This is a genomic window from Streptomyces sp. NPDC058678, assembly GCF_042714835.1.
In the GTDB taxonomy this organism is placed as follows: domain Bacteria; phylum Actinomycetota; class Actinomycetes; order Streptomycetales; family Streptomycetaceae; genus Streptomyces.
Genome location: NZ_JBHXSG010000076.1, coordinates 14,846 through 40,140 on the forward strand (window position 1 = coordinate 14,846; position 25,295 = coordinate 40,140).

Genomic DNA, 25,295 nt, shown 5'->3' on the forward strand with positions numbered 1-25,295 from the left:
ACCCAGGCATGCAAGGGCACACCGGGATGCACCGCAGGAGAAGGTGCGGCAGAGCCAGTCTAATGAAGGTGTTCCCGCTGTCTAGCCTTTCATTGCATCAATCTTCAGTGGATGTACTACGGATTTCGCAGGCGTTAGCACCGTGTTCCGGTAGATCGAGGGGTTCCGGCACCGAATCGGGCGCTGTACCGGCGCCCCCGGCCCCGGCGTCGGGCTCCTGGAGCTCCTCCCCCAGCAACCGCTCGGCCGTGCCCCGGTGCAGGTCCGCCGCCGTCGGATCACCGAGGTGCTCCAGCGTGTCGGCGAGCCGCAACTGCAGTGCGGCCTGCAGGCGTACGTCCTCGGCGCGACGCGCCCACTCCACGGCCTCCTGGCAGGTGCGCAACGATTCTTCGGGCCGTCCGGCGTACTCCTGGACGCGCGCGAGTTCGCTCAACGCCCGTGCGTGGGCGGCCACATCGCCGTTCTTGCGGTACCCGGCGACCGCGGCCCGCCAGTTGCGCTGCGCCTCGCCGTACCGGCCCGCGTAGGTGTGGGCCGCGGCGATACGGCCGTACAGCCGCGCGGCGTCGGCGCGCTCGTCCCGGGCGAGGCGCTGGACGAGGGCCCGGCCGTACCAGTCGGCGGCCCGGTCGTAGTCCCCGAGCTCCAGGTGGGCGCCGCCTACGGATTCCATCGCGCGGCCGGTCGCGTACGGGTCGTTCGCCTCCCGTCCGGCATCCAGAGCCGCCCGATACCGGGCCAGGGCGTCCGTGGTGCGGCCGGTCCGGGCGTCCAGGTCGGCGAGGTTCAGCAGGGCGGCCGCCTTCTCGCGGGGCAGCTCGCGGCGCTCGGCCACGTCGAGGACGAGGCGGTGGATGCCGTACAGGTCGGGTGCGGCGGCCTGGGTGCCGAAGTGGGCGACCATCGCCCGCACGAGCTGGGACATCAGGCGCCGGGCGAGGGTGTCCAGCTCGCCGTCGGCGACCGCGAGGCGGGCCGCGGCGAGCAGGGCGGGCCTGCGGATGCTCAGCCAGTCGGCGGCCGCCCTCGGGCTCGGGAAGCGCACGGAGCGCGGCATGCCCTGGAGCTTCTCGCGCGTCTCGGGGTCGTCGGTCTCGGTGATCGCCCGGCAGGACTGCAGCAGCCGTACGGTCCGCTCCAGCATCCGGGCCCGGGCCAGCTGGAGCTCGGCGGGGCGGTCGTGGGACTCGGCGAGCGCCTTCAGCAGCGGCTGCAGGCAGCCCGGCACCTCGTACTGCGGCAGCGGCGAGGGCACGGCGTGCAGCAGGCCGAGGGCGACGAAGTCGTCCAGGGTGGTGCGGGCGCCGTCCACCGAGCAGCCGGCGAGCGCGGAGGCGGTCTGCGGGTCGACCAGGCCGGCAGGGGCGAGGCAGAGCAGTCGCAGTATCCGCGCGGCCGGAGCGGCCAGGGACGTGTAGGCGAGCCGGAAGACCCTGCTGAGCGGGGTCGCCCCTTCGTCACCCTCCGTGTGCAGGTGCTTGGCGAGGTCGGCGACGGCCGCCTTGGGGCGGGCGGCGAGCCAGCCGCCGGCGAGCGTCAGCGCGGCGGGCTGGGCCTGGCACTCCTCGACCAGGCCCTCGGCGGCCCGGGGATCGACGGTGATACGGACGGAGCCGGTGTGCCGGGACAGCAGATCGACGGCGGACTTGATGTCGAGGCCGCCCAGGGTGCACGGGCGGACGTCCGCGATCCCGGTCAGCGGCCCTCCCGAGACGGCCACGACCAGGCAGTCCGGCGTGTCCGGCAGCAGGGCGTCGACCTGCTCGGCGGTGGCCGCGTCGTCGAGCAGGAGCAGCACCCGGCGGTCGGCGAGGGCCTCGCGGAGGGCCGCCGTGAGGTCGTCCTCGGCGGCCCCTGCGGGCGTCGGCAGCTCCAGGGCGGCCAGCAGTTCGCGGGCGGTGAACTCGGTCGGCACGGGCGTGCCGTCGGGCTCGCTGAGCCGGGCCCTGAGCACGCCGTCCCGGTAACGGTCCGCGACCTGCCGTACGAGTTCCTCGGCGAGCGCCGTACGGCCCGAGCCGGGTTTGCCCGCGATGAGGAGCACGCGCGCGCGGGGGGCCTTGCGGCCGGAGATGGTGTCCAGGCCGGCGCGCTCGATGTCGGCGCGGAGTTCTTTCAACTCTCTTGTACGGCCCAGGAATCGGGTCTCCGCAGCAGCGTCTCCGGACAGCTGCACGCCGCCTGTGTCCACCGCCTGATCCGTCACGGGCCACACTCCCGTCCCACCGCACGCGCAAGCCCGCCGGGACTCCGGTTCGGGCGTTTCCAGAGCCTAGTTCACGCTCTGCTACGTTCCGTGTGGAGCGCGGCGGACACGTCCCCCGATCGGATCAGCCGATGGTCACATCAGCGGCGGGGTGTGTGGGTTCAGGACTCGAAGGGTCGCGCGGGCCAGGGCGCCTCGGCCGGGCGCAGCGCGTCGAGCCCGTCCCCACCGCGCGCGGCGACCAGCGACAGCACACCGACGACGAGGCAGTTGTTGTGCAGCTCCCCCGCGAGCACGCCCCGGACGAGCTCGTCGACCGGCACGCGTGCGTGCTCCATGTCGGCCTCCTCGTCCTCCACCTCGAAGCGCTCCCCGTCGGCCTCGGACAGATCGCGGGCGAGGAAGATCCGTACGGCCTCGTCACAGCCGCCGGCCGTCGTGTACACGTCGGTGAGGACCCGCCAGTCCTCGGCCTTGACGTGCGCCTCCTCGTACAGCTCGCGCTGGGCCGCGTGCAGGGGGTTCTCGCCGGGGACGTCGAGCAGGCCGGCCGGGATCTCCCACAGCTTCTGCCGCACCGGGTGCCGGTACTGCTTGATGAGCAGGACACGGTCCTCGCCGTCGAGGGCGACGACGGCCACGGAGCCGGGGTGGACCTGGTAGTCGCGTCCTACCACCGAACCGTCGGGCATGACCACCTCGTCCGTGCGGACGGAGGTCTTGTTGCCCACGAAAGGAGTCTCGGTGGACCGGATCTCCCACGCCTCGGGGGTGTCCTTGATCGTCATGCCCTGTCCTTCCACGTGCGTGAAGAGGCCGGGACGCCCACCTTTTGAATGCGCGCGCCCCGGCCACCGTACAACTGTTGTGCTGCTACGAATTCTTCCGCGCGGTCTCTGTCCTGTGGACCGCCGCCTTCACGAGACCGGCGAACAGCGGGTGCGGACGCGTCGGGCGCGAGCGCAGCTCCGGGTGCGCCTGCGTCGCGACCAGGTAGGGGTGGACATCGCGCGGGTACTCGACGTATTCGACGAGCTTGCCGTCCGGCGAGGTGCCGGAGAACAGGATGCCCGCCTTCTTCTCCAGCTCGGCGCGGTAGGTGTTGTTCACCTCGTAGCGGTGCCGGTGGCGCTCCTCGACGTACTCCTTGCCGTCGTACACCTCGCGCACGATCGAGCCCTCGGCCAGCTTGGCCGGGTACATGCCCAGGCGCATCGTGCCGCCCATGTCTCCCTCGCCGGCGACGATGTCGAGCTGCTCGGCCATGGTGGAGATGACCGGGTGGCCGGTGGCCGCGTCGAACTCGGTGGAGTTGGCGTCGGGGATGTCGGCCAGGTTCCGGGCGGCCTCGATCACGATGCACTGCAGGCCCAGGCAGAGTCCGAGCAGCGGGATCTTGTTCTCACGGGCGTAGCGGATGGCGCCGACCTTGCCGAGCACACCGCGGTCGCCGAAGCCGCCGGGGATGCAGATGCCGTCGACGTCACCGAGCTGCTGGGCGGCGCCGGCCTGGGTCTTGCAGTCGTCCGAGGTGACCCACTTGATCTTCACGCGGGCCTTGTTGGCGAAGCCGCCCGCGCGCAGCGCCTCGGTGACCGAGAGGTAGGCGTCGGGCAGGTCGATGTACTTGCCGACCAGGGCGAGGGTGATCTCGTGGTCGGGGTTGTGGACGCGGTCGAGCAGGTCGTCCCAGGTCGTCCAGTCCACGTCGCGGAACGCGAGGTCCAGCTTGCGGACGACGTAGGCGTCCAGGCCCTCGCCGTGCACGGTCTTGGGGATGTCGTAGATCGAGCGGGCGTCGGGGCAGGCGACCACGGCTGCCTCGTCGACGTCGCACATCAGCGAGATCTTGCGCTTGATCGCGGTCGGGACCTCGCGGTCGCAGCGCAGCACGATCGCGTCCGGCTGGATACCGATGTTGCGCAGGGCCGCAACCGAGTGCTGGGTCGGCTTCGTCTTCAGCTCCCCCGAGGGGCCGATGTACGGCAGGAGCGAGATGTGCACCACAAATACGTTGTCGCGACCGACCTCGTGCCGCACCTGGCGGACCGTCTCCAGGAACGGCAGCGACTCGATGTCGCCGACCGTGCCGCCGACCTCGGTGATCACCACGTCGACCTCGTCCGTCGCCATGCGGCGGATGCGGTGCTTGATCTCGTTGGTGATGTGCGGGATGACCTGCACGGTGTCGCCCAGGTACTCGCCGCGGCGCTCCTTTGCGATCACCGTGTTGTAGATCTGGCCGGTGGTGACGTTGGCGGAGCCGTCCAGGTCACGGTCGAGGAAACGCTCGTAGTGGCCGATGTCCAGGTCGGTCTCGGCGCCGTCGTTGGTGACGAACACCTCACCGTGCTGGAAGGGGTTCATCGTGCCCGGGTCGACGTTCAGATACGGATCGAGCTTCTGCATCACGACGCGCAGGCCCCGCGCCTTGAGCAGCATGCCGAGGCTGGAGGCCGTCAGGCCCTTGCCGAGCGAGGAGGCGACACCCCCGGTGACGAAGATGTGCTTGGTCGTCGTGGATTTGGGCGTCATGGCCAAGAGGGGGCTCCCGTGGTCGCGGTCTGGGGGTGCGGGGCGGCTTCCGGCCCGGAGACACCGGGTTTTTCTGGAGGAGCCCTCGCTGCGGTTCGGGGGTTTCGAGCCCACCGGTCCACGGGCTACCAGGGTATCAGCGCCCGGAGGAGATGGCTTCCGGCCACGCTCCGCACACACGTCGACACAGCCCGCAGGACCTCACGCGTTTCTCACCCGTTGCTCACCCGTTCGGCGCACCTGCGTTGCCCGGAGCGGCACGCGGATCATCTAGGTGCGTCGTATCCTGCTCGGACACTCGCTGAGCGAGCCAGGCCGGCAACACGGCACCACCCCCGCCCGTAAGCACCGGAACAACGAGAGCTCGTCAGATCGTTGAGCAACAGTTGTCGTTTTGCCTCACGGCACCACGGCCTGTTTTGCTTCATCGCTCAACGACGCATGACACACACCCCTTGACCGCACTAGCGACAGCCCCCCGTATTTTCCCGGGGGCGACGTGGCCGTTCGACTGGAGTTGCACGTGGCCGGGCGCATCGAAGACTACGCACTCATCGGAGACATGCAGACCGCTGCCCTGGTCTGCCGGGACGGCACGGTGGACTGGCTCTGCCTGCCCCGCTTCGACTCGCATGCCATCTTCGCCGGTCTGCTGGGCACCGAGGAACACGGCTTCTGGCGGCTGGGACCCGCCCACGCGGCCGACGCCGAACCGCCCACCGCGGCCCGGCGCAGCTACCGCGGCGACTCCCTGATCCTGGAATCCGAGTGGGACACCCCCCGCGGCACGGTCCGTGTGACGGACTTCATGCCCCCGCGTGACGGCGCCCCGCAGCTGATCCGGATCGTGGAGGGTGTCTCGGGCCGCGTCCCGATGCGCTCGGCGCTCCGGATGCGTTTCTCCTACGGCCGGGTCGTCCCGTGGGTGCACAAGCACGAGGGCCGTACGGTGGCCGTCGCCGGTCCCGACTCGGTGTGGTTCGACACGGAGGCCGAGACCTACGGCAAGTCGCTGACGACCTACGCGGACTTCACGGTGGCCCCGGGCGAGCGGATCGCGTTCACCATCTCCTGGGAGCCCTCGCACAAGCAGCCGCCGCCGCTGCCCGAGCCGGAGCAGTCCCTGGAGGCCACGGAGGACTTCTGGCGGGACTGGGTCGAGCACTGCACGTACCACGGCCCGTACCGCGAGGCTGTGGTCCGCTCCCTGATCACACTGAAGGCGCTGACGTACGCCCCGACGGGCGGCATCGTCGCCGCCCCGACCACCTCCCTGCCGGAGGAGATCGGCGGCGTCCGCAACTGGGACTACCGCTACACCTGGCTGCGGGACGCGGCGATCACCCTGTCCTCCCTGCTGCGCACCGGCTACCGCGAGGAGGCCCGCGCCTGGCGCGAGTGGCTGCTGCGGGCGGTCGCCGGCGACCCGGAGAACCTGCAGATCATGTACGGCATCGCGGGCGAGCGGGAGCTGGGTGAGGCGGAGCTGGACTGGCTGCCGGGCTATGAGAACTCGGGGCCGGTCCGGGTCGGCAACGGCGCCGCGCACCAGCTCCAGCTGGACGTGTACGGCGAGGTGACCGAGGCCCTGCACCTGGCCCACATGACGGGCTTGGCCCGCAACGACTACGCGTCCCTGCTCCAGCTGAAGCTGATCCGCTACCTGGAGGACCACTGGGACGAGCCGGACGAGGGCATCTGGGAGGTGCGCGGCCCGCGCCGCCACTTCGTGCACTCCAAGGTGATGGCCTGGGTCGCCGTCGACCGGACGATCAAGCTGATCGAGTCCGGCGACGCGGACGGCCCGCTGGAGAAGTGGCGCGAACTGCGCGACGACATCCACCGGGACGTGTGTGAGAAGGGTTACGACAAGGAGCGCAACACCTTCACGCAGTCGTACGGCTCGAAGGAGCTGGACGCCTCCCTGCTGCTGATCCCGCAGATGGGCTTCCTGCCCCCCGACGACAAGCGCGTGATCGGGACGATCGAGGCGATCCAGCGCGAGCTGTCCACGTCGGACGGCTTCATCCTGCGCTACCCGACGGACGGCAAGAGCGAGGGCGTCGACGGCCTGCCCGGCGACGAGGGCGCCTTCCTCGCCTGCTCGTTCTGGATGGCCGACGACCTCGCGATGATCGGCCGCGTCGACGAGGCCCGCAAGCTGTTCGAGAAGCTGCTGTCCCTGCGCAACGACCTCGGGCTGCTGGCCGAGGAGTGGGACTCGCGCCTGCAACGCCAGGTCGGCAACTTCCCGCAGGCGTTCAGCCACGTGCCACTGATCGACACGGCCCTGCGTCTGACGGCCTCGGGAGCCTACGGCGGCTGAACAGGACCGGCCCGCCGCTCCCGCCTAGGCTGGAAGCCCAACCCCCCGCACGGAAGGGGGCGGCCATGGCTTCCCTCTCGAAGGCGGGCGCGGCTCTCGCCGCGCTGCGCGAGGATCTGGCCGGTGAGGCGTTCGCTCCCGGGGATCCGGGCTACGACGAGGCCCGGACCGTCCACAACGGCATGATCGACCGGCGGCCGGCGGTGATCGCGCAGTGCGTGGACGAGGACGACGTCGTTCGGGCCGTGCGCTTCGGGCGGGAGCTGGACCTGAACATCGCGGTCCGCGGTGGCGGGCACAGCGTGGCCGGCATGGCGCTGAACGACGGCGGGCTGGTCGTCGATCTACGGCGGATGCACGAGGTGACCGTCCACCCGGCAGCCGAGGCGGTACGGGTCGGCGGCGGTGCCACGATGAGCCATCTCGACCGCGCCACCCAGCCCTACGATCTCGCCACCACCGGCGGCCGGGCCTCCACGACCGGCGTCGGGGGCTTCGTCCTGGGCGGCGGCACGGGCTGGCTGGACCGCTGCTGCGGGCTCGCCGTCGACAACCTGCTCGGCGTCGAGCTGGTCACCGCCGACGGCAACCGGATCCACGCGAACGCCGACGAGAACCCCGAGCTGTTCTGGGCCCTGCACGGCGGCGGCGGCAACTTCGGCATCGCCACCGCGATCACGCTGAAGCTGCACGAACTGCCCGCGTTCTCCATCGCCCTGCTGCTGTACCTGCCGGAGCACGGCCCCGAGGTCGTCCGCACCTACCGCGACCTGATCGCGGTCGCCCCGGTTGAGGCGGCCGGCGGTGTCATCTATCTCACCGGACCGCCCGAGGAGTTCGTCCCGCCGCACCTGGTCGGCACGCTGCTGTGCGGGATGTTGCTGACGTACGCCGGCGGCGAGGATGACATGCGCAAGCTCGCCGAGCCGCTGCTGGCGCTGCCGCACGAGGCGGAGATCGTCGGGGCGATGCCGTACGCCGACGTCCAGTGCATGATCGACGATCCGCCCGGGCTGCGGAACTACTGGTCGGCGGAGTACGTCTCGCAGGCGCCCGACGACTTCGTGGACGTCTTCTGCGACCGCGCGCACTCCATGCCCGTACCGTCCGGCACCCAGCACGTGCTGTTCCCGCAGGGCGGCGCGATCGCCGACGGGCCGCACGACTATCCCGTGCCGTACCGGGACGCGCCGTGGGCGGTGCACCCGTTCGCGGCCTGGGAGGACCCGGCCGACGACGACCGCGCCATCCAGTGGGTCCGAAACGTGCGCGCCGACGTCCAGCCGTGGAGCACGGGCGCGGTCTACCTCAACTTCATCGGCGACGAGGGCACGGACCGGGTGGAGGCCGGGCTGGGCGCCGAGAACGCCCGGCGGCTGGCGGCGGTCAAGCGGCAGTACGACCCGGACAACGTCTACCGCTTCAACCACAACATCACGCCGGCCTGAGCGCGGTCAGCGTCCGCTCCCCCGCCGCGTCACCCGCCGTGGCCGGGACCAGCGCGATCTCGTCGAGCCCGGCCTCGGCGTAGGCGTCGATCCGGGCTCGTACGGCGTCGAGGTCCCCGACCAGACCGACCGCGCCCGCGGCCCGGGGCGGGAGCGCGCGCAGCAGGGCGTCCCGGTCGGCGCCGGCCGCGGCCAGCTGCACCGCCTCGCCCAGGCCCGCCGCGGTGAACATGTCGCTGTAGCCCGGCACGGTCAGATACCCGGCGATGCTGCCCAGGACCTGGGCGAGGGACTCCGGCTCCGGATCGACGGCCGCGGGCAGCCAGGCGGCCAGCGTGGGCGGGGTGCGGCCGGCCAGCTCGGCCGCCGTGAGCAGCTTGGCCCGCAGTACGCGCACCTGCTCCGGCGAGACGAGGTCGAGCAGCATGCGGTCGGCGTGCGCGGCGGCCGTGGCGATCGCGCGGTCGCCGAACGCCGCCACGGTGAGCAGGCCGCCGGGCGGCGGGAGCCGGCGCCGGAAGGAGCTGTCCGGCACGACCGGCTCCCCCGGCACACCGTGCAGAAACCGCCGTACGGCCGCCGCGCTCTCCTCCATCACGGCCGCCGGCCGGACCCGCGCGCGCCCGTGGACGCCCTCCACCACCCGCTTGCTGGACGTGCCCAGCGCCACCCCGGCCGGGCGGCCGGTGAGGGCCGCGACGCCCGCGGTACCCCGGGCGATGGTGAACGGGTCGCGCACCGACACCGGGACCGGCCCGGCGGTGAGCGCGACCCGCTCGGTGGCCCGGCCGATCGCCGTGGCCAGCACGAAGGAGTCCCAGGTCGGGCCCTCACCGGCCCACACTTCGCGATACCCGAGCCGGTCGGCGAGCACCGCCACCCGCACCGGCTCGTCGACCGGACTGTCGTCCTCGCGCCCCACGGCGACCACGCTGATGTCCATGCCCCGCCGCTACCCGGCGGCGATCTCCCCAACCCGGTGCGTCGCAGGTAGCGTCCGCTGCATGGACAGCCGTACGGACCACCGATTCGAGAGCCGGGGTGCCGGGATCACCGTGCAGCGGGCTCTGGAGCTGCCCGGCCTGCGCAGCGGGCTGCCCGAGGTCCTCGCGGGTGCGGACCGGCTGGAGCGGATCGTGCGCTGGGTGCACGCGGGCGAGGTGCCCAACATCGCCTCGCTCCTCAAGGGCGGCGAACTGCTGCTGACGACCGGCTACGCCCTGGGCGCCCGTCCGGCCGAACAGCGCGCGTTCGTGCGCACCCTCGCCGAGCGCGGTATCGCGGCCCTCGTCGTGGAGCTGGGCCCGCGCTTCACGCGGCTGCCCGCCGCCCTCGTCGACACGGCACGCGCGGCCGGGCTGCCACTGGTCCAACTGCACCGCGAGGTGGCCTTCGTGGCGGTCACCGAGGAGATCCACACCGAGATCGTCAACGGCCACTACGCGCTGCTCCAGCGGGCGGAGGAGGTGCACCGGAGGTGTACCGAGGCCCTGCTCGGCGGCGGCGGTATCCCCCAGGTGCTCGGCATCCTGGCCGACTTCGCCGGCAACCCGGTCTTCCTGGAGACGACGGACGGCCTGCTCCTGTACGCCGCCGGGGCCGGCCCCGAGGGCGCGGATCCGCTCCAGGTGTGGGAGGGGCTGCGCGGCCAGCACAAGGACACCCCGCCCGCGGGCTCGGTCCTGGTGGACGTGCCGGGCGGCGGGCCGGGAACGGGCTCGGTCCGCGCCCGCCTCGTCCTGCTCCCCGTCCGCGCTCCGCTCGCCCCCGTGCACCGGATGGCCGCCGAGCGGGCCGCGGGCATCCTGGCCGTGGTCCTGATGCAGGCCCGGCAGGAGGAGGAGCTGGCGGCCCGAGGGCGGGGGGATTTCCTGACCGACCTGGCCGAGGGACGCGTCGCGGCGGAGGACGCGCCCGCCCAGGCCCGCGTGCTGGGCTTCAAACCGGGCGGCAGCCGGCTGCTGCCGGTGGTGATGCGTGTCGGGGACGCCCTCTCTCCCGGCGGCGGGTGGGCGGTCCTGGCGCGCGCGGTCGCGGAGGAACTGGCGTTGGTGGGGGTGCCGGTCCTGTTGGGCGTACGCCCCGTGGAAGGCCGCGTTCCGCTGCTCGTGGGCCTGCGTTCGGAGTCGGAGCGGTCGGCGGTCGCGGACCGGGTCGCGGCGGCGCTCAGGACGGGCGTGGAGCGGGCCGGCATGCAACGGCCGGGGGCGCAGCCGCCGGTGGTGGTGGTCGGGGTGGCGGGCGGCTGGGCGGCGGCCTCGGCGGGCCTCAGGCACGCGGCGGAGACGGCTACGGCGGCACAGGGGCTGTCGGACCGGCCGTGGTACGACGCCCGCCGGCTCGACATCGACCTGCTCCTGTGGCGGCTGCGCGACGATCCGGATCTGGCGGCCTTCGTGGACCGCGCCATCGGTCCCGTCCGCGACCACGACAACCGCTCCAAGCCGCCGCTGCTGCCCACCCTGGAGACGTATCTGGCGCACGCGGGCCGCAAGGCGGAGACGGCACGCGAACTCCACCTCAACCGGCAGACGCTGTACAACCGCCTGGCCCGTATCGGCGAGTTGCTGGGCACCGACCTCGACGACCCGCAGACGGTACTGGCGTTGAGCCTGGCCCTGCGGGCGCGTCGGCTAGTGCCCTAGCCAGGCGCCTGTCAGCTCAAGGGCCGCGGCTGGGTCAACTCGTCGTAGACGCTGAGGACCTGGGCGACCGTCTCGTCCTCGGTCGGCCAAGTGGCCGCCTGACGGACGCCCTTGTCCCGCAGCAGTTCCTGGCGCCCGGGTTCACCGAGCAGCCGTACGACGGCGTCGGCGAAGGCCTCCGCGTCCCCGTCCGGGACGAGTTCGGCCGCGTCGCCGACGAGTTCGGGGACACCGCCCGCGTCGGTGGCGACGAGCGGTACGCGCGCGTGGAGGGCCTCCTGGGCGAGGACGTCCCGCGACTCCCCACTGCTCGGCAGCAGCGCGAGGTCGGCGGCGGCGAGCAGCTCGGTGACGTCGTCCCGCCGCCCGATGAGCCGGACCGGAAGCCCCTCGTCCTCGATCCGCCGCTGCAACTCCCCGCGCAACGGCCCCTCTCCCGCGATCACCACGAGTGGCACCGGGTCGAGGCGGCGCCACGCGCGCGCGGCGTCCAGCAGCAGGTCGTAGCCGCGGTGCCGGTCGAGGGAGCCGACGGCCATCAGCAACGGGCGTCCGGTGGCGCCGAGCTCGGCCCGGACCTTGGGGCGCAGCCGGTCGGGGTCCTCCGGCTCGGCGGCCTTGCGGGGGCCGGGCAGCGCGACGGCGGCGAGCCGGGCGTCCCGCGCTCCCGTGCGGCGCGCCCGGTCCACCAGCGCCGAGGTGGTGCCTAGCACCACGGCGGCGGTCTTCACCACCCGCCGCTCCAACAGGCGCAGGAACTGGGCGCGCGCACCCTCGGCGTGGGCCCGGTCGTGCCAGGTGACGATGAGCGGGGTACGCCGCCCACTGAGCGCGAGTACCGCGCGGAAGGAGGCGTGCAGCCCGTGCGCGTGCACCAGGTCGGCGTTGGTGCACGCCATCCGCAACGCGGCCACGGAGCCCGGGTCGCTGCTGCGCGGCACATGCACGTGTTCGGCGCCGGCCCCGGTGAAGTCGTAGGCCCGATCCGCCTCGACGGGAGCGCACACCGTGACCCGCACGCCCCGCGCGACCAGCCCCGAGGTCAGGGAGCGCACGTGCGTGCTGCTGCCGGCGTTGCCTCCGCCCAGCACCTGTACGGTGCGCAGCGGCGACTGGCCGTGCGGTGAGTGGCTGCTCACGGGGGTCACGTGGCCGGGGCTCCTGGTTCGGCGTCGGGCGGTCACGAGGAAACGTACAGAAGGTGTCGGGCGGAGGGGTGTACCGCGCGCTTCCTACGCGTTACTGCGTTCTACGCCAAGGATGCCAGTACGTACGGGTGTTCCGGGAACGCCGGGTGCCGGTCGGCCCGGCGACACGGTGAGTAGGGTCACCCACACGAGTGAGGGAGGGGCGAGTTCCGCACAAATGTGCCCGTACGGTTCCACTCTGAGGCGGGCCTGATCCCTTCCCTGGCGTCCCGTCACCTGCCGCCCACCGAGCGCGTCACCTCGCTCGCCTCGCCCTGTACCCGGCCGCGGCGGCGGCGTGCGGAGCAGCCCGGCCGTCGCCCGCGACCACGACGGCGCCGCCCGGGGCCGCACAAGGCGCGTGCGCCCCCGTGTCGCCGGTCATCGCGCGCTCACCGAGGTCGTCGGGCTGTACGGCCACCGCAGCGCCCACCGCGGCTGCGGACAACTCCTCCCCGGGCCCACCCTCAGAAGCCCCGGCCCGCAGAGTGCGACGAACCTCGCAGCCGCCCTCCCGGCCGTACGTCCACGAGGTTCACGACATGCGCTGCGCAATCCCGCCGTGGTCGCCTGCTCCGGGACGAAGCCGACGCTCCTCGTCGTCCCCGTGATCACGCCCCCACCTCAGAGAACGAGCGGGGCAGAGAACGGACGAGGGGGCGAACGGGCGGGGCGGCGAGGCAGATCGGCTCGGCTCGGCTCCGGGGCCGAGCCCCGGGTCAGTTCGTCACCCGTCCGCCCTGGCCGTCGCCAGCAGCTCCTCGGCGTGCGCCCGAGCGGTCTCGGAGTCCTCCTGCCCGGCGAGCATCCGGGACAGCTCCCGGACCCGCTCCTCGCCCTCCAGCACCTTCACACCGGACCGGGTCACGGACCCGTCGTGGGTCTTCTCCACCAGAAGCTGCCGGTCGGCGAAGGCGGCCACCTGAGGAAGATGCGTCACGACGACGACCTGCGCGGTCTTCGCGAGCCGGGCCAGCCGCCGCCCGATCTCCACCGCTGCCTTGCCACCGACACCGGCGTCGACCTCGTCGAAGAGATAGGTCGGCACGGGATCGGTCCCGGCGAAGACCACCTCCACCGCCAGCATCACACGCGACAGCTCACCACCGGACGCGCCCTTGGCGATCGGCCGGGGCGGCGCCCCCGGATGCGGGGCCAGCAGCAGCTCGACCTCGTCGGCACCGGCCGGCCCGTACGCGACCGCACGCCCGCCGACCTCGACGCCCTCGGGATCCTCGGTCTGCCGGATGTCGAAGGACACGCGCGCGTGCGGCATGGCCAGCGAGGCCAGCTCGGCGGTCACGGCGGCCGCGAACCGCTCGGCGGCCTCCGTCCGCGCGTCCGTCAGCGCCTGTGCCATTCCGCCCAGTTCGGACCGCAGCGCGTCCCGCTCGGCGGTCAGCTCCCCGATCCGGTCGTCGTCGCCGTCCAGCTCGGTGAGGCGCGCGGCACTGCGCTCGGCCCAGTCCAGCACCGAGGCGACGTTCTCGCCGTACTTGCGCGTCAGCGCGGTCAGCGCGGCCCTCCGCTCCTCGACGGCCGCCAGTCGCAGTGGATCGGCGTCGAGGTCGTCGGCGTACCCGGCGAGCTCCCCCGCCACGTCGCCGAGCAGGATCCCGATCTCCCCGATCCGGTCGGCGAGCCCCGCCAGCGCCGGGTCGTACGACCGCACGGCGTCCAGGGCCCGCTGCGCGCCCGCGACGAGTGTGGCGGCGTCGATGCCCTCGGGATCCTCCGGATTGCCGGCGACCGCGGCATGAGCTGCCGTGGCGGCGGACGCCAGGGCCTCCGCGTGCCCGAGCCGCTCCGCCTCCTCCGCGAGCTCCACGTCCTCCCCGGCGCGCGGCTCGACGCCGGCGATCTCGTCGAGGCCGTAACGCAGCATGTCGGCCTCCTGGGCCCGCTCACGCGCACGCGTGGTGATCTCGTCGAGCTCGACGGAGACGGCCCGCAGCCGCCGATAGGCCTCCTTGTACTTGGCCAACGGCCCGGCCACCGCGTCCCCCGCGTACCGGTCGAGCGCCTGCCGCTGCCGGGAAAGCTTCAGCAGCCCCTGCTGGTCGGTCTGCCCGTGCACGGCCACCAGCTCGTCGGCGAGCTCGGCGAGCACCCCCACGGGCACACTGCGCCCGCCCAGGTGCGCCCGGGACCGCCCTTCGGCGGAAACGGTACGGCTGATCAGCAGCGCCCCGTCGTCGAGCTCAGCACCGGCCTCCTCGGCCCGTACGGCGGCCGTGGCGTCCGCGGACATGCTGATCCGCCCCTCCACGACCGCGTTCTTGGCCCCGATCCGCACGAGCGCCGCGTCGGCCCGCCCCCCGAGCAACAGCCCCAGGCTGGTGACCACCATGGTCTTGCCCGCACCCGTCTCACCCGTGACAGCGGTGAACCCCGGCGACAGCTCGACGACCGCGTCGTCGATGACTCCGAGCGACCGTATCCGCATCTCCTCCAACACGGACACGACCTTACGAGGTCCGGGAGGCGAAGTGCGACGGCCCCCGCCCCTGACATGTGAAGGTGCAGGTAACGAATGCGCACAGGCCTCATTTGTCACCCGGGCGAGTGGAGGCGCCTTGAGGGGCGCGGGGAACTGCGCGACGAGCCACATCCGGCCCGCAGCCGCGCGAACCACCCCACGCTCCCTCCGGTAGCGCTAGTGGGGCGCCCCCCGCCAACCGGAAACCGGCAACGCGAACTTCGCCACAAGGCGATCAGTGAACGACGCGTGATGCAGCCGAGCCAACCGCACCGGCACAGCCCCCCGCCGCACCTCGACCCGCGCCCCCGGCGGCAACTCCACCGTCCGCCGCCCGTCACACCACAGCACACCCGGCGGAATGTGCGGCAGCACCTCCACCGCCAGCACGGAGTCCGGCGAGGTCACCAACGGCTTCGCGAACAGCGCGTGCGCACTGATCGGCACCATCAGCAACGCCTCGACCTCGGGCCACACCACAGGTCCACCCGCCGAGAACGCGTAAGCCGTGGACCCGGTCGGAGTGGACAGGACAATCCCGTCACACCCGAACCCGGTGACCGGCCGCCCGTCGATCTCCAGCACGACTTCGAGCAGCTTCTCGGCGGAGACCTTCTGCACGGCGGCCTCGTTCAGCGCCCAGTCGGTGTGCACGATGTCGCCGTTGCGATGCACGACGACGTCGACCGTCATCCGCTCCTCGACCTCGTACGCCTTCGTCGCCACCCGCTCGACGACCTTGTCGAGGTCGTCCCGCTCGGCTTCCGCGAGGAACCCGACGCGCCCCAGATTGACGCCCAGCATCGGCACCCCGGACGCCCGCGCGAACTCGGCGCCCCGCAGCAGCGTCCCGTCACCCCCGAGCACGATCAGCAACTCGCACCCGTCGAGGCACTGCGGAGTCGCCTCCTTGACCAGTTCCACCTCTTCCGGCAGCGGCAGATCCAGCGCCTCCGCCTCCAGGACGCGCACGCCGATGCCCTCGCGCAGCAGCCCCTTCACCACCAGTTCGGCGCTGCGGATCGCGGCGGGCCGCCCGGTGTGGGCGAGCAGGAAAACAGTACGAGCTCGGTTCTGGCTCAACGCGGCCCCTCCGCCACTGCACGGTCAACGTCGGCCGGGTCCAGTTGGGGTGCCCCCGACCGCAGCCACAGAAAGTATTCGACATTCCCGGACGGTCCGGGCAGCGGACTGGCGGTGACACCCCTCACGCCGAGCCCCAGTTCCCACGCCCGTCGCGCCACCGCGCGCACGGCCTCGGTCCGCAGCTGCGGACTTCGTACGACTCCCCCACTGCCCAGCCGCTCCTTCCCCACCTCGAACTGCGGCTTGACCATCATCACCAGATCGGCATCCGGCTTCACGCACCGCACCAGGGCGGGCAGTACCAGGCCGAGCGGGATGAAGGACAGATCCCCCACGACAAGATCCACAGGCTCCCCATCGATCGCTTCGAGCGTCAACTCGCGTACGTTCGTACGGTCCTTGACGGTGACGCGTTCATCGCTTCGGAGAGACCACGCCAGTTGCCCGTAACCGACGTCGACGGCGACGACGTGCGCTGCCCCCGACCGCAGCAGGACGTCGGTGAAACCCCCGGTGGACGCGCCGGCGTCCAGCGCCCGCCGCCCCTCGACGACGAGCCCCTCCGGCACGAACGCCTCGAGCGCGCCGGCGAGCTTGTGGCCGCCGCGCGAGACGTAGTCGGGATCGCCGTCGTCGGCCGAGACCACGATCGGCGCCGCGGTCTCCACCTGCGTGGCGGGCTTGGTCGCGACGGCCTTGCCGACGCTGACCCGCCCCGCGGCGATCAGCTGGCTGGCGTGTTCGCGCGAGCGCGCCAGCTTCCGGCGGACCAGCTCCGCGTCGAGACGACGGCGTGCGACTCCTGCCACGTTCGGTTCAGCTCCTGCTCTGGTACGGCGTCGGGGGCGCCGGAGGTCCCGGGCGGGCGTCGAGCGCGGTGAGCGCGTCACGCAGCCCCCGGTGTACATCCTCGTACACCTCGAGGTGTCCGTCGGTGGCGAGGTGGTCGGCATCGGCGAGCCGCTCCAGCTGGGCGTCGACCTCGGCGTTGCCCGTCGGGCTGCGGGGCACGTTCAGCGGGGCGGGGGCGGCGGGGTCGTGTTCGGGCTCCACCGGCGCGTCCTGCGGTGCCTCGTTCTCCGGCACTGTGTCGCTCATGCCCAGACGCTACCCCGAAGCGCTGGGGTACCGTCGAGCGCGATGGCCACGATCGAGGAGTGCCGCGCCGCACTCGAGAAGCTCTCGGACAACATGCAGAGCGCCGAAGGGGACGCCCGTACGGCGGCGGCCCTGGACCGCTCGGTGAGCTGCCGTATCACCGACCTGGACGTCACCTTCGTCGGCCGCCTTACCGGCGGCCGGATCCGGGTGCACGACACGCTCCAGGGCCCTCCGCCGGACAAGGCCCAGATCAGACTGACGATGGCCGGCGACGACCTGGTGGCGCTGGTCGACGGCGAGCTCAACTTCGCGAAGGCCTGGGGCTCGGGCCGAGTGAAGCTGGAGGCCGGCCTACGGGACCTGCTGACCCTCAGGAAGCTCCTTTAGCCCCGACCGTTGCTTCGGCGGCCACGACCTTCGCTTCCGTACGTGCCTTCCGCGCCGCCGGCACCACCAGCGGCGTGCCCGTCTCCGGGTCGTCGATGACCTGGCAGCGCAGCCCGAAGACCTCCTCGACCAGTTCGGCCGTGACGATGTCGTTCGGGGCGCCCTCGGCGATGATCCTGCCTTCCTTCAGAGCGATCAGGTGTGTGGCGTACCGGGCGGCGTGGTTGAGGTCGTGCAGCACGGCGACCAGCGTGCGGCCCTGCTCCTCGTGCAGCTCGGCGCACAGGTCGAGGACGTCGATCTGGTGCTGGATGTCGAGGAAGGTCGTCGGCTCGTCCAGCAGCAGCAGCGGGGTCTGCTGGGCGAGCGCCATCGCGATCCACACCCGCTGCCGCTGACCGCCGGACAGCTCGTCGACATACCGGTCGGCGAGTTCGGCGACCCCGGTCTGGGTCATCGACTCCTGTACGACCCGCTCGTCCTCGGTGGACCACTGGCGCAGGATGCCCTGGTGCGGATAGCGGCCGCGGCCGACGAGGTCGGCGACGGTGATGCCGTCCGGCGCGATCGACGACTGCGGGAGCAGCCCGAGGGTGCGCGCGACCTTCTTCGCCGGCATCGACTGGATCACGTTGCCGTCGAGGAGCACCCGGCCCTGGTTCGGCTTCAGCATCCGCGACAGCGCCCGCAGCAGCGTGGACTTGCCGCACGCGTTCGGGCCGACGATCACGGTGAAGGAGCTGTCGGGTATCTCGACCGACAGCTCCTCGGCGATGACCCGCTGGTCGTAGGCGAGGGTCACGTTCTCGGCGGACAGGCGGTTCACAGTGCTCCTTCGGGGGTTCTCGTTCGCCGTGCCGCGCGTCTCGGGCCGGGTTTCGTTCTGCGGGCTCGTATCCGGCTTCCGCGGGCTCATATCCGGCCCGCCTTGCGCTCGGTGACCAGCAGCCACAACAGGTAGACGCCACCGAGGACACCGGTGACCACGCCCACGGGCACCTGGTCGGCGCCGAAGGTGCGCTGCGACATCCAGTCGGCGGCGACCAGGAGGGCGGCGCCCATGAACAGGGACGGCAGCAGGTTCGGGCCGGGCGAGCGGGTCAGGCGGCGGGCCAGCTGGGGCGCGGTGAGCGCCACGAAGCTGACGGGGCCGGCGGCCGCGGTGGCGGTCGCGGTGAGCAGGACTGCGGCGACCAACAGCAGCAGCCGTACCCGCTCGACGCGCACCCCGAGGGCGTACGACACGTCGTCGCCCATCTCCATCATCCGCAGCCCGCGCGCGTTGGCGAGGACGAGCGGCACGAGCACGGCGCACAGCGTGAGCAGCGGCCAGACCTGCTCCCAGTCACGCCCGGCGAGCGAGCCGGTCATCCAGACGACCGCACGGGCGGCGTCCACGATGTCGGACACGGTGAGCAGATAGCCGTTGATCGCGGTGACGATCGCGGAGACACCGATACCGACCAGAACCAGTCGGTACCCGTGCACACCCCGCTTCCAGGCGAGCAGATAGATGGCGAACCCGGTCGCCAGTCCGCCCACGAGCGCACCGAGGGTGACCTGCGCCGCGCTGCCGGAGAACAGCACGATCACCACGAGCGCGCCGGCCGTGGCGCCCTGCCCGAGCCCGAGCACGTCCGGACTGCCCAGCGGATTGCGGGAGATGGCCTGGAACAGCGCACCCCCCACCCCCAACGAGGCGCCGACCAGGAGCCCCACGAGGACCCGCGGCAGCCGCAGTTCGTTGACGATGAACTCCTGCCCCGCGTTGCCGTCGCCGACGAGCGTCTTCAGCACGTCGGCGGCCGGGATCGGGAAGTCGCCGGTGCCGATCAGCACGACGCTCGCGGTGAGCGCGGCGAGCAGCAGCAGGCCCACGACGGTGACGGCACGGAGGTCCACACGGAGCGAGAGCCCGCCCGGCGTCCTGATGGCACGGTTGGTCTTCACAGCTGCGCCGTCCTCCGCCGTCGTACGAGATAGATGAAGACCGGGCCGCCGAGGATCGCGGTGACGATGCCGACCTGGAGCTCCGAGGGCCGGGCGACGATCCGGCCGAGGACGTCGGCACCGAGCAGCAGCACGGGCGACAGGATGGTCGCGTACGGCAGGATCCAGCGCAGGTCGGGCCCGGTGAAGGACCGCACGACGTGCGGGACCATCAGACCGACGAACACGATCGGCCCGCACGCGGCGGTCGCCGCCCCGCACAGCACGGTCGCGGAGAGCATGGCCAGCGCCCGGGTGCGGTTGAGGTTGGCGCCCAGGGCCTTGGCGGTGTCGTCGCCCATCTCCATGGCGTTCAGCGGCCGGGCGAGCGCGAGCGCGAGGACGGTACCCACCGCGAGGAACGGCAGCACCTGGAGGATGGCCGAGTTGTTCGCCGAGGCCAGTGAACCGACGGTCCAGAAGCGCATCCTGGACAGCGCCACGTCATCCATGATCATCACGGCCTGGAGATAGCCGTAGAGCGCGGCGCTGATCGCGGTGCCGGCGAGCGCCAGCCGCACCGGGGTCGCTCCCCTGCTGCCGCCGAGGAACCAGACCAGCGCCCCGACCGCGGCCGCGCCGACGAACGCGAACCAGACGTAGCCGCTCAGCGAGGTGACGCCGAAGAACGTGATGGCGGTGACGACCGCGGCGGACGCGCCCGCGTTGATGCCGAGCAGTCCGGGATCGGCCAGCGGATTGCGCGTGAGTGCCTGGAGCACGGCCCCGGACAGACCGAGGGCGGCGCCGGCGAGCAGCCCCAGCACGGTCCGCGACAGCCGGTCGGCGACCACGACGTCGCCGTACGTCCCCGAATCCTGGAACAGGCCGTGCCAGACCTGCCCCATGGACAGCGCCTTCGCTCCGATCGCGATGCTCGCCGACGCGACGACCACCAGGATCACCACGGAGACGAGCAGCCCAATGGCACGTATCGCCTGGCGGGTTGGGGGCGCGGGGGCGGTCTCCGCGCGCTGTTCGGGAGGAATGTCGACCAACACGTAGTTAGGTTAGCCTACCCTCGCATTCAGCCACGATCCCGTGTCCCGCACGCCCGCACACTCACAGGTGCGGCTCGGCCGACCCCCGCCGGGGAGACCTCCCGACGGCTCACAAACCCAGCCGTGCCAGCGCCTTCCCCCCGTCCAGCGCGCACACGCCCTCACCGGCCGCCGTCCAGGCCGCCGCGCACAGCGCGCGCAGCCCGTCCAGAGCCTCGCCGTCACCGTCGAGTTCCAGCCGCTCGGCGCCGGCCACCGCCGTCCAGCCACCGCACCGGAACCCGTCGCCCTCCTCGGTGACCTCGGGCTGCCCGGTGAGCATCCCCCGCAGATCGGCGTCGACATACGTCGGCCGGTGCTGCGGCGGCGCGGCGAGCAACTGCGCGCCGTCCGTCACCCCGGTGAGGACGAGCAGCGAGTCCACGTCTCCGTTGAACGCGCCCTCGATGTCCGTGTCCAGCCGGTCTCCGACCACCAGCGGCCGCTCGGCGCCCGTCCGCAGGATCGTCTCCCGGTGCATGGGCGGCAGCGGCTTGCCCGCCACCTGCGGCTCGGCACCCGTGGCGATGCGTACGACCTCCACCGCAGCGCCGTTGCCCGGCGCGATCCCGCGCGCGCCGGGAATCGTCAGGTCCGTGTTGGACGCGAACCACGGCACCCCGCGCGCGACGGCGTAGCTCGCCTCCGCGAACCGGCCCCACGGCAGCTCGGGCCCGCCGAACCCCTGCACGACCGCCGCCGGATCGTCGTCCGCCGACTCGACGGGCTCGAGCCCGTGTTCGCGCAGCGCCACCCGCAGCCCGTCCCCGCCGATCACCAGCACCCGCGCGCCCGCCGGCACCTGCTCGGCGATCAGCCGGGCCACCGCCTGCGCGGAGGTGATGACGTCCGACGCCCCCGTCGGTATGCCCAGCTCGGTGAGGTGGTCGGCCACGGCGTCGGGCGTCCGCAGCGCGTTGTTGGTGACGTACGCGAGATGCATCCCACCCGCCCGAGCGGTGGCGAGCGACTCGACGGCGTACGCGATCGCGTCACCTCCCGCGTACACCACCCCGTCCAGATCGAGCAGCGCCGTGTCGTACGCCTCGTTCAGGGCCTGCACACAGCCCCCGGGCTTCGTCCTGACGACCTGGCTCATTCCGCATCGCTCCTCGTTCGCTCGCTTTCCCCGATCATCGCGCATGCCACCGACACCCGTACGATGCCGGGATGAACACAGCAGGTCACTCGGAAGCAACGGCGCGCCGAGGCCTGGAACTCACCCCGTTCCGAGGCCTGCGCTACGACCCCGACCGGGTCGGCAGTCTGGCCGCCGTGACCTCCCCGCCCTACGACGTCGTCGTCCGCCCCGACGGCCTGCACCACCTCCAGTCCGCCGACCCGTACAACATCGTCAGGCTGATCCTGCCCCAGGCCGCCACTCCCGACGTCCGCAACGAACAGGCCGCGGACACCCTGCGCCGCTGGCTGTCCGAGGGCGTCCTGACCACCGACCCCGAACCGGGCCTGTACGTCTACGAGCAGCGCGACGGCGACGGCATGCTCCAGCGCGGCGTCATCGGCGCCCTGCGCCTGTCGGAACCGTCGGAGGGCGTGGTCCTGCCCCACGAGGACGTCATGCCGCACGTCGTCGCCGACCGCGCGGCCCTGATGCGCGCCACCTCCGCGAACCTGGAGCCCCTGCTCCTGACGTACCGCGGCAACGGTTCCGCCTCCGCCACCGCCGAAATGGTCGAGCGCACGGCCGTACAGCCTCCACTACTGGCGACGACCACGGAGGACGGCTTCAGCCACCGCCTGTGGTCGGTCACCGACCCCGCCGACCTGGCCCGCATCCGCTCCGACCTCGCCGGCCACCAGGCCCTGATCGCCGACGGCCACCACCGCTGGGCCACCTACCGGCGTCTACGCGCGGAGCACCCCTCCCCCAGCCCCTGGGACTACGGCCTGGTCCTGCTCGTCGACACCGCCCGCTACCCACTCCGCGTCCGCGCCATCCACCGCCTCCTGCACGGCCTGCCGGTCGCGGAGGCCCTGGCGCCCCTGGAGGGCCTCTTCCGCGTCCGCCGGCTCGAAGTCCCGCCGGCCGACGCCCTGAAGGCCCTCGCCGACGCGGCCCGCGCGGGCAACGCGTTCCTGCTGGCCGGCGACGGCGCCTTCCACCTCGTCGACCGCCCCGACCCCGCCCTGCTGGCCCGCACGATCCCCGCGGACCGTCCGGCCGCCTGGCGCACCCTGGACGCGACGGTCCTGCACGCCACCCTCCTCGACCACGTCTGGCACATCCCCGAGGACTCCCCCGCCCACATCGCCTACATCCACGACACGGGCGCCACGATCGAGAAGGCCGAACGCGACGGCGGTACGGCGGTCCTGATGCACCCGGTCCTCGAGGAGGTCGTACGCGACCTCGCCCGCCAGGGCGTCACCATGCCCCGCAAGTCGACGTCCTTCGGACCGAAGCCGGCCTCGGGCCTGGTGCTGCGCGCGCTGAACGCCTGACATACGAAAGGGCGGGACCCCATACCCGGGGTCCCGCCCTTTCACTCATGGACGTCAGTCCTTGTAATCGCCCTTGTCGCTGTCGTCGTCCTCGTCGACCTCGGTGACCTCAACGACATCGGTGACGTCGTCCTTGTCGTCCTCGGTGACGTCGACGGCTGGAGCGGAGGCCTCGAGGGACCCGCCGTCGTCGTCAGCCTCAACCTCAGCGTCAACGTCAACAACCTCTGTCTCCGCCTCCGCCTCCGCCTCGCTCTCGTCGAAGGCGTCGACGAACTCCACACCGTCCAGCTCGGCAAGCCGGTCCGAGGCGTCCGTGCTGCCGTCCTTGTCGGCCTCCGCGGACTTAGCGAACCACTCCCGGGCCTCGCCCTCGCGACCGGCCGCGAGCAGTGCGTCGGCGTAGGCGTACCGCAGTCGCGCGCTCCACGGCTGTACGGAGTTGGAGGCCAGCTCGGGGCTCTGCAGCGTCACGATGGCCGCCTCCAGCTGCCCCATGTCACGCCGAGCACCGGCCGCGACGAGCCGCATCTCGACCTGCCCGGCCTTGTCCAGCTTGCGCACCTCGGGCGCCCCGGCCATGTCCAGCGCCTTCTCCGGCCGCCCGAGCCCACGCTCGCAGTCCGCCATGACGGGCCACAGTTCGACACTGCCGGTCATCCGCCGCGCGGCCCTGAACTCGGCGAGCGCCTCGCTGTACTTCTGGTTCGCGTACGCCGCGAACCCGCCGGCCTCCCGTACGGCAGCCACGCGCGACGCCAGCCGCAGAGCCACCTTCGAGTAGGCGTAAGCGTTCTCCGGTTCCTCGTCGATGAGCCGCGCCACCATCACCAGGTTCTTGGCGACGTCTTCAGCGAGCCCCTTCGGCAGACTCTGCAGCTCCTGCCGTACGTCCTTGTCGATCTCCTCGCCGGTGACGTCCTCGGGGATCGGCAGCCGCCTGATCGGCTCGCGGTCGCGGTCGCGCTCGTCACGGAACCGCCCGCCACCACGCCGGTCATCACCACCGCGCCGGTCATCACTCCCACGGAAGCCGCCGGGACGTCCACCACGGTCGTCACGCCGGGGCCCACGGGGCCCACCGCGGTCGTCACGACCACGGAACCCACCGCGCTCACCACCTCGCTCACCACGGCTGTCGTCCCGTCGGTCATCACGACGGTCGGCGGGACGGAACGCACCGCGATCACCACGGTCGTCACCCCGGCGGTCATCCCGCCGATCGGCGGGCCGGAATCCACCACGGTCACCGCGGTCACCACGGTCGGCGGGCCGGAAACCACCACGGTCACCGCGGTCACCACGGTCGGCGGGCCGGAAACCACCACGGTCACCACGGTCGTCGCGACGGAAACCGCGGTCACGGTCATCACTGCGGACCCCGCGGTCACGGTCGTCCCGACGGAAACCACCACGGTCGCCGCTGTCGCGGCGGTCATCACGACGATCGTCCCGACGGTCATCGCGGCGAGCGAAGCCACCACGGTCATCGCTGCGACGGTCGTCCCGCCGAGCACCGGAACCGCCGCGGTTGTCGTCGCGACGGAAACCACCGCGGTCTCCGCGGTCGTCACCCCGACGCTCTACGCGCTCCCCGCGGTCGGGACGGCCGGGACGGTCGTCCCGACGGAAGGGAGGACGGTCACCGTCACGCCGGAAGCCACCGCCGCGGTCGTCCCGACGCGGCCCAGCGGGACGGTCGTCCCGCTGAAACGCCGGACGGGGCCCACGGTCACCGACTCGCCGGTCACCAGGCCGATCGTCACGCCGGCCGCCGGGCGCGCCACGGCTGTCGTCCCGACGGAAACCACCGCGATCCCCACGGTCGTCACCCCGACGGTCATCACGGCGATCGTTCCGGGGGGGACCCCCACGATTGTCGTCACGGCGGAAACCGCCTCGGTCGCCGCCCACGCGGCGATCATCGCGACGGTCGTCCCGACGGTCATCACGGCGAACAAAACCACCGCGGTCGTTAGGACCCCGGTCATTACCGCCACGGTCATTGCCACCGCGGTCGTTACCACCACGGCCACTGTCGCGGCGGTCGTTGTCGCGGCGGACCCCACCACGGTCTCCGCCGCGGTCTCCGCGGTAGCCGCCTCGGTCGCCTCGATCTCCGCGGTCACCACTGTCCCGTCGCCGCTGGTCGCGCTCCGGTCGATCGTCGGGAGAGTTGGTGGACATCGGTGACTCCTGTCTTCGGTACTGCAAGTCATTCTCGCGCAGTCGGGTACCCGACGCGCTCCGTAAAAACAAAAAGGACCCCTGGCCCCAGCTGAACGCTGGGGACCAGGGGTCCTTCCAAAAATTGTTCGGCGGCGTCCTACTCTCCCACAGGGTCCCCCCTGCAGTACCATCGGCGCTGTAAGGCTTAGCTTCCGGGTTCGGAATGTAACC

General features: G+C 72.1%; 21 protein-coding genes and 1 rRNA gene. 5 read left to right on the plus strand and 17 right to left on the minus strand.

Annotation, left to right across the window (positions count from 1 at the left end; genetic code table 11):
- Positions 1–97: 97 nt before the first annotated feature.
- From ACFWWR_RS41290 to ACFWWR_RS41300, 3 genes are all read right to left on the minus strand, one after another.
- Positions 98–2,209 carry a tetratricopeptide repeat protein gene (locus tag ACFWWR_RS41290; protein ID WP_384309135.1) on the minus strand — a complete coding sequence of 704 codons (2,112 nt, stop codon included), beginning with the start codon at positions 2,207–2,209 and terminating at the stop codon, positions 98–100.
- A 161-nt stretch (positions 2,210–2,370) separates the two neighbouring features.
- Positions 2,371–2,997, minus strand: a complete 627-nt coding sequence (locus ACFWWR_RS41295) for an NUDIX domain-containing protein (RefSeq protein ID WP_383875227.1) — start codon at positions 2,995–2,997, stop codon at positions 2,371–2,373.
- Positions 2,998–3,082: 85 nt separating this feature from the next.
- Entirely contained in the window at positions 3,083–4,744 is a 1,662-nt protein-coding gene (locus tag ACFWWR_RS41300; RefSeq protein WP_383875225.1) for a CTP synthase, read from the minus strand.
- A gap of 523 nt (positions 4,745–5,267) precedes the next feature.
- Here ACFWWR_RS41300 and ACFWWR_RS41305 point away from each other — a divergent pair.
- Positions 5,268–7,070: a glycoside hydrolase family 15 protein gene (locus ACFWWR_RS41305; RefSeq protein WP_383875223.1), complete on the plus strand. Its 1,803-nt coding sequence runs from the start codon at positions 5,268–5,270 to the stop codon at positions 7,068–7,070.
- A 65-nt stretch (positions 7,071–7,135) separates the two neighbouring features.
- Positions 7,136–8,518, plus strand: coding sequence for an FAD-binding oxidoreductase (locus tag ACFWWR_RS41310; protein ID WP_384309138.1), 1,383 nt, complete (start codon positions 7,136–7,138; stop codon positions 8,516–8,518).
- On the opposite strand, the gene ACFWWR_RS41315 is transcribed toward ACFWWR_RS41310, so the two are convergent.
- The gene (locus ACFWWR_RS41315) at positions 8,505–9,461 is read right to left on the minus strand and encodes an LLM class F420-dependent oxidoreductase (RefSeq protein WP_383875220.1); all 957 of its coding nucleotides are present in this window, start codon (positions 9,459–9,461) and stop codon (positions 8,505–8,507) included. The two genes, ACFWWR_RS41310 and ACFWWR_RS41315, sit on opposite strands and share 14 nt — an antisense overlap.
- A 61-nt stretch (positions 9,462–9,522) precedes the next feature.
- Between ACFWWR_RS41315 and ACFWWR_RS41320 the strand changes: the two genes are divergently transcribed.
- On the plus strand, positions 9,523–11,163 hold the full coding sequence (locus ACFWWR_RS41320) for a PucR family transcriptional regulator (RefSeq protein WP_384309140.1): 1,641 nt from the start codon (positions 9,523–9,525) through the stop codon (positions 11,161–11,163).
- An 11-nt stretch (positions 11,164–11,174) separates the two neighbouring features.
- On the opposite strand, the gene ACFWWR_RS41325 is transcribed toward ACFWWR_RS41320, so the two are convergent.
- From ACFWWR_RS41325 to ACFWWR_RS41345, 5 genes are all read right to left on the minus strand, one after another.
- Positions 11,175–12,311: a glycosyltransferase family 4 protein gene (locus ACFWWR_RS41325; protein WP_383875218.1), complete on the minus strand. Its 1,137-nt coding sequence runs from the start codon at positions 12,309–12,311 to the stop codon at positions 11,175–11,177.
- A gap of 766 nt (positions 12,312–13,077) precedes the next feature.
- Complete coding sequence (recN, locus tag ACFWWR_RS41330; RefSeq protein WP_383875258.1) at positions 13,078–14,796, minus strand: DNA repair protein RecN; 1,719 nt, start codon at positions 14,794–14,796, stop codon at positions 13,078–13,080.
- A 210-nt stretch (positions 14,797–15,006) separates the two neighbouring features.
- Complete coding sequence (locus ACFWWR_RS41335; protein ID WP_383875215.1) at positions 15,007–15,912, minus strand: NAD kinase; 906 nt, start codon at positions 15,910–15,912, stop codon at positions 15,007–15,009.
- A complete protein-coding gene (locus ACFWWR_RS41340) occupies positions 15,909–16,724 on the minus strand; it encodes a TlyA family RNA methyltransferase (protein ID WP_383875214.1) in 816 nt (271 codons plus the stop codon). Before ACFWWR_RS41340 ends, ACFWWR_RS41335 begins: the two co-directional genes overlap by 4 nt.
- A gap of 7 nt (positions 16,725–16,731) precedes the next feature.
- Positions 16,732–17,013 (minus strand): hypothetical protein, encoded by a 282-nt coding sequence (locus ACFWWR_RS41345; protein WP_383875212.1) that lies wholly within the window; start codon positions 17,011–17,013, stop codon positions 16,732–16,734.
- A 42-nt stretch (positions 17,014–17,055) separates the two neighbouring features.
- Between ACFWWR_RS41345 and ACFWWR_RS41350 the strand changes: the two genes are divergently transcribed.
- On the plus strand, positions 17,056–17,403 hold the full coding sequence (locus ACFWWR_RS41350; RefSeq protein ID WP_383875210.1) for an SCP2 sterol-binding domain-containing protein: 348 nt from the start codon (positions 17,056–17,058) through the stop codon (positions 17,401–17,403).
- Here ACFWWR_RS41350 and ACFWWR_RS41355 read toward each other — a convergent pair.
- The 4 genes from ACFWWR_RS41355 to ACFWWR_RS41370 all read right to left on the minus strand — a co-directional run bounded on the left by ACFWWR_RS41355 (position 17,387) and on the right by ACFWWR_RS41370 (position 21,531).
- Positions 17,387–18,319, minus strand: coding sequence for an ABC transporter ATP-binding protein (locus tag ACFWWR_RS41355; RefSeq protein WP_383875208.1), 933 nt, complete (start codon positions 18,317–18,319; stop codon positions 17,387–17,389). The two genes, ACFWWR_RS41350 and ACFWWR_RS41355, sit on opposite strands and share 17 nt — an antisense overlap.
- Positions 18,316–19,353: a FecCD family ABC transporter permease gene (locus tag ACFWWR_RS41360; protein WP_384309141.1), complete on the minus strand. Its 1,038-nt coding sequence runs from the start codon at positions 19,351–19,353 to the stop codon at positions 18,316–18,318. Before ACFWWR_RS41360 ends, ACFWWR_RS41355 begins: the two co-directional genes overlap by 4 nt.
- Complete coding sequence (locus ACFWWR_RS41365; RefSeq protein ID WP_383875204.1) at positions 19,350–20,393, minus strand: FecCD family ABC transporter permease; 1,044 nt, start codon at positions 20,391–20,393, stop codon at positions 19,350–19,352. Before ACFWWR_RS41365 ends, ACFWWR_RS41360 begins: the two co-directional genes overlap by 4 nt.
- A gap of 109 nt (positions 20,394–20,502) precedes the next feature.
- The gene (locus ACFWWR_RS41370) at positions 20,503–21,531 is read right to left on the minus strand and encodes an HAD hydrolase-like protein (protein WP_383875202.1); all 1,029 of its coding nucleotides are present in this window, start codon (positions 21,529–21,531) and stop codon (positions 20,503–20,505) included.
- A 71-nt stretch (positions 21,532–21,602) separates the two neighbouring features.
- Here ACFWWR_RS41370 and ACFWWR_RS41375 point away from each other — a divergent pair, with 71 nt between their 5' ends.
- Positions 21,603–22,895 carry a DUF1015 domain-containing protein gene (locus ACFWWR_RS41375; protein WP_383875201.1) on the plus strand — a complete coding sequence of 431 codons (1,293 nt, stop codon included), beginning with the start codon at positions 21,603–21,605 and terminating at the stop codon, positions 22,893–22,895.
- Positions 22,896–22,949: 54 nt separating this feature from the next.
- On the opposite strand, the gene ACFWWR_RS41380 is transcribed toward ACFWWR_RS41375, so the two are convergent.
- The 4 genes from ACFWWR_RS41380 to rrf all read right to left on the minus strand — a co-directional run.
- A complete protein-coding gene (locus tag ACFWWR_RS41380) occupies positions 22,950–23,831 on the minus strand; it encodes a hypothetical protein (RefSeq protein ID WP_384309146.1) in 882 nt (293 codons plus the stop codon).
- Positions 23,723–24,469: a hypothetical protein gene (locus tag ACFWWR_RS41385; protein WP_383875264.1), complete on the minus strand. Its 747-nt coding sequence runs from the start codon at positions 24,467–24,469 to the stop codon at positions 23,723–23,725. Before ACFWWR_RS41385 ends, ACFWWR_RS41380 begins: the two co-directional genes overlap by 109 nt.
- 9 nt (positions 24,470–24,478) lie before the next feature.
- The gene (locus ACFWWR_RS41390) at positions 24,479–25,024 is read right to left on the minus strand and encodes a hypothetical protein (protein ID WP_383875262.1); all 546 of its coding nucleotides are present in this window, start codon (positions 25,022–25,024) and stop codon (positions 24,479–24,481) included.
- Between the two features lie 184 nt (positions 25,025–25,208).
- A 5S ribosomal RNA gene (gene rrf, locus ACFWWR_RS41395) occupies positions 25,209–25,295 on the minus strand; the annotation flags it as partial.